Genomic DNA, 11,968 nt, shown 5'->3' with positions numbered 1-11,968 from the left:
AGTACACCGAACGACGACGATCGGAGCCACCGTCCATGTCCGAGCAGACCGCCACGAGCCTTCTCCCGCCCGAGGTCATCGAGCAGTACGCCGACCTCGGCGTCGACCTGGTGGCGCTCTTCTCCGCCGGAAACCTGGGAAGCCGCATGGGCATCGAGATCATCGAGGCCTCCGCTGAGCGCGTCGTCGGCACCATGCCCGTCGAGGGCAACACCCAGCCCTACGGGCTGCTCCACGGCGGGGCCTCCGCCGTCTTGGCCGAGACCATCGGCTCCGTCGGCGCCATGCTGCACGGCGGCCCCGCCAAGGTCGCCGTCGGCGTCGACCTCAACTGCACCCATCACCGCGGCCTGCGCTCCGGCACCGTCACGGGCGTCGCCACCCCCGTCCACCGGGGCCGGTCCTCCGCCACCTACGAGATCGTCATCAGCGACGAGCAGGACCGCCGCGTCTGCTCCGCTCGCCTGACCTGCGCCCTGCGCCCGGCCACCCCCGCCGCCGCGGGCACCACGGACCGCGCCTGACACACGGCAACCGCCCCCGGAACGTTCCGGGGGCGGTTGCCGTGCCTGCCGTGCGCCAGGGGGCCGGCTGCCGCTACGCGGCGCCCTCGCCCAGGTACGCCGCCCGCACCCGCGGGTCGGACAGCAGACGCGACGCCTCGTCCTCCATGACGACCGCGCCGGTCTCCAGGACGTAACCGCGGTGGGCGAGCTGCAGCGCCTGCGCGGCGTTCTGCTCCACCAGCAGCACGGTCGTGCCCTGGTCGTTGATCTCCTTGATGATCTCGAAGATCTGCTGCACGATCAGCGGCGCCAGACCCATCGACGGCTCGTCCAGAAGCAGCAGGTTCGGCCGCCCCATCAGAGCGCGGCCGATGGCCAGCATCTGCTGCTCACCGCCGGACAGCGTGCCCGCCAGCTGGGTACGCCGCTCCGCGAGGCGCGGGAAGAGCGTGAGCACCCGCTCCAGGTCGTCCTTGGGCACGCCCTTGAAGCGGTACGCGCCCATCTCCAGGTTCTCCAGCACCGTCATCACCGGGAACACCCGGCGGCCCTCGGGAGAGTGCCCGATGCCGAGTTCGACCACCTTGTGCGACGGAACACCGTCGATCCGGGCGCCGCCGAGCCGCACCTCACCGTGGCGCGGCTGCAGCAGACCCGAAATCGTGCGCAAGGTAGTGGTCTTGCCGGCGCCGTTGGCACCGAGCAGCGCGACGATCTCGCCCTGGCGGACCGTCACGTTGATGCCCTTGAGCGCCTGGATCGCGCCGTAGAACACCTGCAGATCGACCAGCTCCAGCATCGCCGGGGCGGCCTCGGCGACGGAAAAGCCCGACGCCTTCTCGAAGTTGGCGGCCTCGGTCATCGGCCCTCCTCCTCGGACTCGCGCGGTGCGGGGACCTCCGGGGTCGCGGGCGCGGCACCGGCGTCGGCCTCGGCGGCCTCGACCAGCTCCGCGACGGCCTCCACGGCCTCCTCGTCGGCCGACCCCAGGTACGCCTCGATCACCGCGGGATCGCGCTGCACCTCCTCGGGCAGCCCCTCGGCGATCACCTTGCCGAAGTTGAGCACCATGACACGGTCCGCCACCGACATCACGAGCTTCATGTCGTGCTCGATCAGCAGCACGCTGATGCCCAGATCCTGGTTGATCCGGCGGATCAGCTGCTCCAGCTCCAGCTTCTCCGTCGGGTTGGTCCCGGCGGCCGGCTCGTCCAGCAGCAGCACCTTCGGGTCCGTCGCCAGCGCCCGCGCGATCTCCAGGCGCCGCTGGTCGCCGTAGGACAGACTGGCGGCCAGCTCATTGTGCTTGCCGGTCAGACCCACGTACGCCAGCAACTCCTGGGCCCGCTGGTCGCTGGCCCTCTCGTCCCGGCGCGCCCACGGCATGCCCAGCATGATCGAGATCGCTCCCGACCGCTGCCGCGACTCCGCCGCGATCTTGACGTTCTCCAGCGCCGTCAGCGCGCCGAACAGCCGGATGTTCTGGTACGTCCGCGCCACACCGTAGCGGTTCACCAGGTACGGCTTGGCACCCAGCAACTTGCGCTGCGCACCGCCGTCCTCGTGGAAGGCGATCGTGCCCTCCTGCGGGACGTACACACCCGTCAGGGAGTTGAACAGCGAGGTCTTGCCCGCCCCGTTCGGGCCGATCACCGCGAGGATCTCCCCGCGGCGCATCGTCAGGTTCACCTCCGAGAGGCTGGTGAGACCGCCGAACCGCAGCGTCACACCGCGGGCCTCCAGCACCGTGTCACCGCTCTGCGCGGGCTGCGCGCCCGCTTCCTCCGTCACCGCGCTCACTTCTGCACGCCTCCCACCGGCTCGCTCATGGCGTCGGCGTCGCCGACACCCGCCTCCGCCATGTGCAGCTCGCGCTGCCTGCGGCGGGAGGGGATCACGCCCTGCGGACGGAAGATCATCATGATGACGAGCAGCGCGCCCAGGTAGATGAAGCGGTCCTGCTCCGGAACGTAGTCCCGCAGCGCGTTCGGCAGCCACACCAGCAGCGCCGCGCCGAAGAGCACACCCGCGATCGAGCCCATGCCGCCGAAGACCACGTACGCCAGCGCCAGCACCGACAGCACGATGGTGAAGTTCTCCGGGTTGATGAAGCCGACCTTGCTGGAGTACACCACGCCCGCCAGACCCGAGGTCGACGCGCCGATCGCGAACGCCAGCAGCTTGTACCGGACGGTGTTGATGCCCGTCGCGGAGGCGGCCACCTCGTCCTCCCGGATCGCCGTCCAGGTGCGGCCGATCCGCGAGTGCTCCAGCCGGTTGTACAGGAAGATCAGCACCACCAGGAAGAACAGCAGCAGGTACCAGTACGGCAGCGGGTCCAGCGTCCAGTCGTAGTTGATCGGACCGATGTGGATCGACGGGTGCGGGATGCCGATCACACCGCGCGAACCGTTCGTGAAACCGTCCGAGTTCTTCGCGACCAGGTACACGATCTCGTGGAAGCCCAGCGTCACGATCGCGAGGTAGTCACCGCGCAGCCGCAGCGTCGGGGCGCCCAGCAGCACACCGGCGATCAGACAGGTGACGATCGCGAACGGGATCGACTCCAGCGCGCCCACCGTGAACGGCGGCTTCACCGGCATGTGGCCGGTCCAGAACGCGCACGAGTACGCGCCGATCGCGTAGAAGGCGATGAAGCCCAGGTCCAGCAGACCGGCCCAGCCGACCACCACGTTCAGGCCGACCGCGATGATCATGAAGATCCCCATCTGCGTGACGAGGACCTCCTGCCAGAACAGGCTGGTGTTGGCGGGAATGACGATCGCCAGCACCAGGACCACCACCAGGCCGCCCAGCCGCAGCCAGCCGTTGCTGCGGAACAGCGCCCGCGCCGGCTCCAGCGACCTGGTGACCCCCTGCGTCCCCTGCCGGGCCGCCTCGCGCACCGGGGCACCGAACTCCATCAGCGCCCACAGGGCCGCCATGATGGCCAGGCAGATCCACAGCCGCGCCGACTCGAAGGCGCCCGTGAACGCCGACAACTTGTCCGCCGGATTGCCGTCCTCACCCGTCATCAGCGCCAGGACGAAGCCCAGCACCAGCATGCCGAGCAGCCGCACCCAGCGCGGCTCCTGGTACCAGGCCTTGCGGCGCAGCTTCGCCACGTCCACCGAGAAGGACTGGGCAGCGCTCGTGTCACTCATGCCGACCTCCCCAGACGCTCGCCCATGATGCCCGTCGGACGGAACATCAGCACCAGGATCAGCACCACGAACGCGGTCACGTCGATCCACTGGGTGCCGAAGACCGGCGAGCTCAGGTTCTCCACGATGCCCAGCAGCAGACCGCCCAGCATGGCGCCGCGGATGTTGCCGATACCGCCCAGCACCGCCGCGGCGAACGCCTTGATGCCCGGCAGGAAGCCCACCGTGAACCAAACCTGGCCCGAGATGCCGAAGCCGTACAGGAAGCCGGCCGCACCGCCCAGCAGACCGCCGATGATGAAGGTACGGGAGATGATCTTGTCGATGTCGACGCCCATCAGACCGGCCGTCTCCGCGTCCTGCGCGACGGCACGGATGCCGGCGCCCATCTTGGTGCGGTTGACCACCAGGTCCAGGCCGATCATCATCGCCACCGCCGAGCCGATGATGATCAGCTGAGTGATCTTCACCGGAGTGCCGAAGACGCTGAAGACCTCACCGTTGGTGTACAGCTCCGGCATCGGCACGGGGTTGCGGCCCCACAGCTTGCCCGCCAGGTTGTACAGGAAGAACGACGCACCGATGGCGCTGATCAGGAAGACCAGTTTCGGCGCATTGCGCTTGCGTAGCGGCTTGTAGGCCGCCTTCTCCAGGCCGAACGCCGTCAGCGCACCGACCAGAGCGCCGGCGATCATGCCGACGATCACCCAGACCACGGAAGTGAAGCCGTGCGGACTCTGGGGAGCGAGCTCCGAGAGCACGACGAGCGAACCGAAGCCGCCCATCATGAAGACCTCGCTGTGGGCGAAGTTGATGAGCTGGAGCACGCCGTAGACCAACGTGTACCCGATGGCGATGACGGCGTACATGGAGCCCGTCGTCAGCCCTGGGATGAAGTAATCCCAGAAGTTGTGGAAGAGATTCATCGTGCGTGGGTGTCCTTGCTGAAGCCGGTGAAGGGCGGCGAAATCACGTCCGACACGGCGATGGGGGGCGCGGGGCGACGGCCGGAGCCGCGTCCCACGCCCCCCACCTCAGGTGCCGGAAGCCGGATCAGCCGTTGCTGAGGGTGGCCACGTCACCCAGGTAACCGATCTTGCCGCCGGTCACCTGGTACAGGTACACGTTCTTGGTCTTGAGCTCGCCCTTGTCGTCGAAGGCGAAGTCCTTCGTCAGACCCTTGTAGTCCACGACCTTCAGAGCCGCCAGCAGCTTGTCGCGGGTGACGTCCTTACCGAGCTTCTTCATCTCGGAGATGATCAGGTTCGCGATGTCGTACGACTCGGCCGAGTAGGTGCCCGGAGGCGTGTTGAACTTCTTGGTGTACGCGTCGGTGAACGCCTTGGTGCTGGTGTTCTTCGTCGCGTCGGTGCAGGGGCAGGTCAGGTACCACTTCTCCGACGCGGCGCCCGCCAGCTCCACGAACTTCGCGTCGTTGGAACCGTCACCGGAGACGCCGATGCCCTTGAAGCCGCCGTCGGCCAGCTTCTTGGCGAACGGGGCCAGGTCCGCGTAGTAACCCGCGTAGATCAGCGCGTCGGCCTTGGAGTTGACGACCGTCGTCGCGGCGGCCGTGTAGTCCGGGGTCTTCGCCGGGACGGAGTCCGTCTGGACCTCCACGCCCGCGGCCTTCAGGCTGTCGATGGCGACCTTCGCCAGACCCACGCCGTACTCGCTCTTGTCGTCGATGACGAAGACCTTCTTGGCCTTCACCTTCTTCGACAGGTACTCGGCCATGCCGGCACCCTGCTCGTTGTCGTTCGGCGCACCGCGCAGGAACGACGTGAAGCCCTGGTTCGTCAGGTCCGGGTTGGTCGCCGAAGGCGTCACCGCGGCAAGCGTCGCCTGCGCGTACAGGCCACCGGCCGCCTTCGTCGGACCCGAGAACGCCGGGCCGACCACGGCCACGACGCTGGTGTCGCCGATGAGCTTCTGGGCAGCGGCGGGCGACTGGTCCGGAAGACCCTGGTCGTCGCCGTCCACGACCTTCAGCGTGAAGGGCAGGTCACCCTTGGCGTTGGCCTCTTCCACGGCCAGCTTCAGGCCGTTGTCCTCGTTGATGCCCAGTGCGCTGTTGTCACCCGACAACGGACCCTGGAAGCCGATGGAGAACGTCGGCTTGCCGCCATTGCTGCTGTCGTCCTTGCCGCCACCGCACGCGGTGAGCGCAAGAGCGCCAACGGCCACCGGAAGAGCAAGCTTGACGAGCTTCTTGTTGAGCACTACGACCCCCTGGATCCGCCCAATGTGATTACAGTCGGCGAGCCGTAGGCCCTCCGCTTTACGACCGCGTGGGAGCCACGCGGGGTTGGCGGGAATGTAATCCGCTGATCAGGCACACAGATAGGCCGATGGGAGAGATGTGATCGTACAGTGACCTCGGTCATGTGCCGGAAACAGAACGGTCCTTACCGCTCACCGGACGAGTCCAGGGGGAGAAGTGCAGTTGAATGTCCGAAATGGCGTCACTGTGGCGCCACTTGCCCGACACCTGCCGGCCGTCGCCGCGACGGCCGCACTCACAGGCGCCCTGGCCACCGCCCTGGCCGCCGCCGCACTCTGGCCCCACACCCCCCGGCCGGCGCCCCAACGCCCCCTGCGTCAGCTGGAGATCGCCCTCGACGCCCCCGCCGTCCACCCGGGGAACCTCGAAATCCGCGCCGTCGCCCTGCGTTGCGGAATCGCCGTCATCGTCGGCACCCACGCCGAACACCCCGCCAAGGGCCGGCTCTGCCGCGTCAGGATCGACGTCACCGTCGATGACGCCGTCAGCGCCCACCTCGACAACGACGACCAGCGCCTCGTCCTCGCCGACGGAACCCGGCACTCCATGGACTGGGAAGCCATGCAGATCAAACGCCAGCCGCTCACGCTCGACATCGGCGCCCACGACAGCGCCCAGTACGACCTCTGGTTCGACATCCCCAAGAACGCCGCCGTCGACCACCTCGCCGTCACCAACGACAAAGGGATGCCCGCCGCGGACATCCCCCTGCCCCGGCTCGACTGGCCGGACCACTCGGCCTGACGGCCGCCACGACCCCTACTGAGGGGCGCCGTCCACCTCGTCCAGCACCGCCTGGGCCACCGCCTGCATCGTCATCCGGCGATCCATCGACGTCTTCTGGATCCACCGGAACGCCGCCGGCTCACTCAGCCCGTACTTCGTCTGCAGCACGCTCTTCGCCCGGTCCACCAGCTTCCGGGTCTCCAGCCGCAGACTCAGGTCCGCGACCTCCGCCTCCAGCGCCCGCAACTCCGTGAACCGCGACACCGCCATCTCGATGGCCGGCACCACGTCGCTCTTGCTGAACGGCTTGACCAGGTACGCCATCGCCCCGGCGTCCCGCGCCCGCTCCACCAGCTCGCGCTGCGAGAACGCGGTCAGCATCAGCACCGGCGCGATCTTGTTTTTCGCGATCCGCTCCGCCGCCGAGATGCCGTCGAGCACCGGCATCTTCACGTCCAGGATCACCAGATCCGGCCGGAGCTCCTCGGCCAGCTTCACGGCCGTCTCGCCGTCGCCCGCCTCGCCGACCACGGAGTAGCCCTCTTCCTCCAGCATCTCCTTGAGGTCGAGCCTGATCAGAGCCTCGTCCTCGGCGATCACCACGCGGGTGGTGTGCGGCGGTACGTGCGTGTGCTCGTCAACGGGCTCGGGCTCGGCGGCGCTCACGGGACTCCTCGTTCCAGGGCAGGTGCTGCACCAAGAGCCTACCTAGCTGCGACGGCCAGCATCCACACGGTACGCTGTGAGCCGCAACCGGCCGGGTTGGTGGAATGGCATACACGGATGTCTCAAACACATCTGCCCGTGAGGGCTTGCGGGTTCGAATCCCGCACCCGGCACCCACTGTACGAATCTCGTTCGAGTGAACGTTCGCCCTTTTGCTGCGTGATCCCTGTTTCGCTACGCAAAGTGACCGTATGGTCGCACATGGAAGCGAATTGAGGCGGCGAGCGGTGACGCTGAGCCGATCGGGCCATCGGAACGCCGACATCGCCCGGACCCTCGGTGTGCCCAAGGGGACCGTGGCGTATTGGGTGCACCTCGACCGCTCCGAACGCGGAACGTGTCCCGGGCGGCCGGCCTGCCCTCGATGCGGCGGATCCGAACTCGACGAGGCCGCGTACTCCTACCTGCTCGGCCTCTACCTCGGCGACGGCCACATCATCCAGTACTCCCAGCACCGTGTGCCAAGCCTCATGATTACCTGCTCCGAGGCGTGGCCGGGGCTCATGGACGAGGCGGAGAAGGCGATGCGGGCGGTCTTCCCGCAGAACAGGACATGCCGTGTCCGCCGGACCGGGTGCAGCAACGTCAAGGTCTTCTCCAGGCACCTGTGGTGCATGTTCCCGCAGCACGGGGCGGGGAAGAAGCACGAGCGCCCCATTGTCCTGGAGCCGTGGCAGCAGGCCGTCGTGGACGCGTACCCGTGGGAGTTCGTCCGGGGACTCATCCATTCGGACGGGTGCCGGATCACCAACTGGACGACGCGCATCGTCGCGGGGGAACCCAAGCGCTACGAGTATCCGCGCTACTTCTTCGCCAACAAGTCCGACGACATCCGGGGACTGCTCACGGCGACGCTCGACAAGTTGGGTGTCGAGTGGAGCGTCACCCGGAGGGGTGCCGCCCCGTTCAACATCTCCGTCGCCCGCAAGGCCTCCGTCGCCCTCATGGACCGCTTCGTCGGTCCGAAGTACTGAGCCGCGCCTTCGTGTGCCGCGTGGCCGTGGCCGTCGACGGGTCCTCCGGCCAGGGGTGCTTCGGGTAGCGCCCGCGCAGTTCCGCCCGGACGGCGCGGTAGCCCTCGCGCCAGAAGGAGGCGAGGTCGGAGGTGACGGCGGCGGGCCGGCCTGCGGGGGACAGGAGGTGGACGACGAGGGGGACGCGGCCGTCCGCGATGCGCGGGGTGGCGGTCCAGCCGAAGAGTTCCTGGAGCTTGGCGGCGAGGACGGGCCGGTCGTCGTCGTAGGAGACGCGGACACGGGAGCCGGAGGGGATCTCCATGCGTTCCGGGGCGAGTTCGCCGAGCCGGGCCGCTTCGCCGCCGGCCCAGGGGAGGAGGCGGGAGAGGGCGGCGCCGGCGTCGATGCGGGTGAGGTCGGCGCGACGGCGGGCGCGGGCGAGTTCGGGGGCGAGCCATTCGTCGGCGCGGTCCAGGAGGGCGTCGTCGGAGACGTCGGGCCAGGGGGCGCCGAGTTCGCGGTGCAGGAAGGCCAGGCGCTGCCGGAGTGTGGTGGCGTCGCGGGACCAGCGGAGCAGGGCGGGGCCTTCGCGGCGGAGGCCGTCGAGGAGGGCGGCGCGCAGGAGGCCGGGGTCGGGGGAGGCCAGCGGGCGGGTGCTGAGTTCGATGGCGCCGAGGCGGACGGTGTGGTGGGCGGTGATGTCGCCGTCGGTCCAGGAGACGTCGTCGTGGGCGGCGAGGAGGGGCGCGGCGGCGGTGCGGGCGGTGTCCTCGTCGATGACGGTGGCGAGCCGGACGCGGGCGGAGGGTGCGCCGGCGGGGCGGTCGGCGACGGCCACGGCGAGCCATTCGGGGGTGCCGAGGCGGGTGCCGGGGGTGAGGTCGGCGGCGGTGCCGGAGGCCATGAGGTAGCTGCCGGCGGCGCGGCGGCGGGCGACGCGTTCGGGGAAGGCGAGGGCGGTGACGAGGCCTGCGGCGGTGTCGTCGGTGAGGGCGCCCGCGGGGTGGTCGGGGGCCGCGGCGGCGAGGCGGCGGGTTTCGGCGCGCCAGCGTGCGGCGTAGGCGTCGTGGGCGTGGCGGGCGGTGCGCCAGGCGGTGGTGAGGTCGTCGCCGTAGCCGCGCGGGGGTTCTTCGGAGATGAGGGCGACGATGTCGGCGGCGCGCCGGGTGCCGACGCGGGGGGCGCCGTCGAGGAGGGCACGGGCGAGGCGGGGGTGGAGGCCGACGCGGGCCATGCGGGTGCCGTGGTCGGTGGGGCGGCCGTCGGGGCGGGTGGCGCCGATGGCGGTGAGGACGTCGCGTGCGGCGGCCAGGGCCCCCGCGGGGGGCGGGTCGAGGAGGGCGAGTCCGGTGGCCTCGGGGTCGCCCCAGGCGGCGGCCTGGAGGGCGAACTGGGTGAGGTCGGCGATGGCGATCTCGGGGGAGGGGTAGCGGGGGCGGCCGGCGTCGTCGGCCTGGTTCCAGCAGCGGTAGGCGTGGCCGGGGGCTTCGCGGCCGGCTCGGCCGAGGCGTTGGGCGGCGGTGGCGTGGGAGGCCCGGACGGTGGTGAGGGAGCCCAGGCCGCGGGCGTGGTCGGTGCGGGGTTCGCGGGCGAGTCCGGAGTCGACGACGATGCGGACGCCGGGCACGGTGAGGCTGGATTCGGCGACGGAGGTGGTGAGGACGATACGGCGCCGGGTGCCGTCGCCGCCGCGCAGGACGCTTTCCTGTACGGCCGCGGGGGCTTGGCCGTGCAGTTGGAGCACGTCGGCGTGGAGGCCGTGGTCGCCGCCGAGGAGTCCGGCGACGCGGGCGATCTCGCCGGTGCCGGGCAGGAAGCACAGGATGTCGCCGTCGTGGTCGCGCAGTGCGGTGCGCACGGTCGCGGCGATGTGGTCGAGCAGGGCGGGGTCGACGCGCATGCCGTGCGGGGGGCGGATGCCGCGCGGGGGCGGCGCGTAGCTGAGGTCGACGGGGTGGGCGCGGCCCTCGGCGCGGATCACGGGTGCGCCGTCCAGCAGCCGGGACCAGGCGTCGGCGTCGGTGGTGGCGGAGGCGGCGACGATGCGCAGGTCGGGGCGGAGGGCGGCGCGGACGTCCAGCAGGAAGGCCATGGCGGTGTCGGCGTCGAGGTGCCGTTCGTGGCATTCGTCGAGCAGGACGGTGTCGGCGCCGGGGAGTTCCTGGTCGCGTTGGAGGCGCTGCAGCAGGACGCCGGTGGTGACGACCTCCACGAGGGTGCGGGGGGAGACCTTGCGTTCGCCGCGGACGGTGAATCCGACGCGGTCCCCGGGTTCTTCGCCGAGGAGCCAGGCCATGCGCCGGGCGGCGGCCTTGGCGGCCATGCGGCGGGGTTCGGCGACGATCACCCGGCGGGTGGGCCCGTCGCCGGTGAGGCCGGCGAGGGCGAGCGGCACCAAGGTGGTCTTTCCGGTGCCGGGCGGGGCGGCGAGCACGGCGCAGCCGTGGCCGTCGAGTGCGTCGCGCAGTGCGGGGAGTGCGGTGCGGACGGGGAGCGCGGCGAGCGCGTCCTTGCGGGACGCGCTCAGGCGGTCGCTCATCCGGCGGTGCAGACGAAGATCGCCGTGCCGGGGATGAGCCGGCCGCGCAGGGGTGACCAGCCGCCCCATTCCTCGGTGTTCCAGGCGGGCCATTCGGGTTCGACGAGGTCGGTGAGGACGAAGCCGGCGGCGGTCAGTTCGCGGATGCGGTCGCCGAGGGTGCGGTGGTGTTCGACGTAGACGGCACGTCCGTTCTCGTCCTGTTCGACGTAGGGGGTGCGGTCGAAGTAGGACGCGGAGGCGGTGAGGCCTTCGGGGCCGGGTTCGTCGGGGAAGGCCCAGCGGACGGGGTGGGTCACGGAGAAGATCCAGCGTCCGCCGGGGCGCAGGACGCGCCGGACCTCGCTCATGACGCGGGCGGTGTCGGCGATGAAGGGCAGTGCGCCGTAGGCGGAGCAGGCGAGGTCGAAGGCGGCGTCGGCGAAGGGCAGGGCGCTCGCGTCGGCCTGTACGAGGGGGAATCGGGGGGCTGTGCCGTTCGCGGCGTGCTGGTCGATGCGGCGGGCGTGCTGGAGCTGGCGGTGGGAGAGGTCGAGGGCGACCGGGTGGGCGCCCTGCGCGGCGAGCCAGCGGGAGCACTGGGCGGCGCCGGCGCCGATCTCGAGGACGGCGGCGCCCGCGAGCCGTTCGGCGGGGCCGAGAAGCCGGGCGTCCTCCTCGTTCAGCCCCTCGGGTCCCCACACGAATTCGGCGTCGCCGAGGAACTCGCCGTGGTCGGTCTGGTACTCGTCGGCATTGCGGTCCCACCAGCCGCGATTGGCGCGGCTGCTCTCTGTGCCGTCCGCGACACGGCGGGTGGCCTCGGGTTCTTCCGGGACGGGCTGGGGGGGCGGTGCTTGGATCATCGCTGTGGTCGTCGTACCCTCTGTGGTGACCTGTGGCTGTGGTGCCGCCGCAGCACGTGTTGTGCCAGTGCCCGGTACGGGGTGTTCCGCCCGTGGTGTGCTCTTCGCGCATTGACCGTGCCCGGCTGCCCCCGTATGCTACAAGTTGCGCTGCGAGCCTGCGCGCCTCGGACGGAGCAGGCTGCGCTCACATCTGTTGTAAACCTCTCGGCCTTGTGGGCT

The 11,968-nt window shown here is 70.3% G+C and carries 11 protein-coding genes and 1 tRNA gene; 4 read left to right on the top strand and 8 right to left on the bottom strand.

What is annotated here, in order from left to right; genetic code table 11:
- Window positions 1–35: 35 nt before the first annotated feature.
- Window positions 36–524 (top strand): hotdog fold thioesterase, encoded by a 489-nt coding sequence (locus ACIP98_RS09095; protein ID WP_319661140.1) that lies wholly within the window; start codon window positions 36–38, stop codon window positions 522–524.
- A 73-nt stretch (window positions 525–597) separates the two neighbouring features.
- Here the strand turns inward: ACIP98_RS09095 and ACIP98_RS09090 are convergent, their stop codons facing one another.
- From ACIP98_RS09090 to ACIP98_RS09070, 5 genes are all read right to left on the bottom strand, one after another.
- Entirely contained in the window at window positions 598–1,368 is a 771-nt protein-coding gene (locus ACIP98_RS09090) for an ABC transporter ATP-binding protein (RefSeq protein ID WP_401974589.1), read from the bottom strand.
- The gene (locus ACIP98_RS09085) at window positions 1,365–2,306 is read right to left on the bottom strand and encodes an ABC transporter ATP-binding protein (protein WP_319661142.1); all 942 of its coding nucleotides are present in this window, start codon (window positions 2,304–2,306) and stop codon (window positions 1,365–1,367) included. Before ACIP98_RS09085 ends, ACIP98_RS09090 begins: the two co-directional genes overlap by 4 nt.
- Window positions 2,303–3,670, bottom strand: a complete 1,368-nt coding sequence (locus ACIP98_RS09080; protein ID WP_319661143.1) for a branched-chain amino acid ABC transporter permease — start codon at window positions 3,668–3,670, stop codon at window positions 2,303–2,305. Before ACIP98_RS09080 ends, ACIP98_RS09085 begins: the two co-directional genes overlap by 4 nt.
- Entirely contained in the window at window positions 3,667–4,596 is a 930-nt protein-coding gene (locus ACIP98_RS09075) for a branched-chain amino acid ABC transporter permease (protein WP_319661145.1), read from the bottom strand. Before ACIP98_RS09075 ends, ACIP98_RS09080 begins: the two co-directional genes overlap by 4 nt.
- 127 nt (window positions 4,597–4,723) lie before the next feature.
- A complete protein-coding gene (locus ACIP98_RS09070) occupies window positions 4,724–5,893 on the bottom strand; it encodes a branched-chain amino acid ABC transporter substrate-binding protein (RefSeq protein WP_319661146.1) in 1,170 nt (389 codons plus the stop codon).
- Window positions 5,894–6,140: 247 nt separating this feature from the next.
- Between ACIP98_RS09070 and ACIP98_RS09065 the strand changes: the two genes are divergently transcribed.
- Window positions 6,141–6,698: a hypothetical protein gene (locus ACIP98_RS09065; RefSeq protein WP_319661149.1), complete on the top strand. Its 558-nt coding sequence runs from the start codon at window positions 6,141–6,143 to the stop codon at window positions 6,696–6,698.
- A 15-nt stretch (window positions 6,699–6,713) separates the two neighbouring features.
- On the opposite strand, the gene ACIP98_RS09060 is transcribed toward ACIP98_RS09065, so the two are convergent.
- Window positions 6,714–7,346, bottom strand: coding sequence for a response regulator (locus tag ACIP98_RS09060; RefSeq protein ID WP_319661151.1), 633 nt, complete (start codon window positions 7,344–7,346; stop codon window positions 6,714–6,716).
- A 90-nt stretch (window positions 7,347–7,436) separates the two neighbouring features.
- Between ACIP98_RS09060 and ACIP98_RS09055 the strand changes: the two genes are divergently transcribed.
- Window positions 7,437–7,519 (top strand) — tRNA-Leu (locus ACIP98_RS09055).
- A 78-nt stretch (window positions 7,520–7,597) separates the two neighbouring features.
- Window positions 7,598–8,380, top strand: a complete 783-nt coding sequence (locus tag ACIP98_RS09050) for a helix-turn-helix domain-containing protein (RefSeq protein WP_401974584.1) — start codon at window positions 7,598–7,600, stop codon at window positions 8,378–8,380.
- Here the strand turns inward: ACIP98_RS09050 and hrpB are convergent.
- Entirely contained in the window at window positions 8,349–10,901 is a 2,553-nt protein-coding gene (hrpB, locus tag ACIP98_RS09045; protein ID WP_319661153.1) for an ATP-dependent helicase HrpB, read from the bottom strand. The genes ACIP98_RS09050 and hrpB overlap by 32 nt on opposite strands.
- The gene (locus ACIP98_RS09040; RefSeq protein ID WP_319661155.1) at window positions 10,898–11,746 is read right to left on the bottom strand and encodes a class I SAM-dependent methyltransferase; all 849 of its coding nucleotides are present in this window, start codon (window positions 11,744–11,746) and stop codon (window positions 10,898–10,900) included. The genes hrpB and ACIP98_RS09040 overlap by 4 nt, the downstream gene beginning before the upstream one ends.
- Between the last annotated feature and the right edge of the window lie 222 nt (window positions 11,747–11,968).

It is taken from the genome of Streptomyces sp. NPDC088354 (assembly GCF_044753585.1).
GTDB lineage: Bacteria > Actinomycetota > Actinomycetes > Streptomycetales > Streptomycetaceae > Actinacidiphila.
Note: the sequence above shows the minus strand (reverse complement) of the source record. Positions and strands in the feature narration are given on the sequence as shown.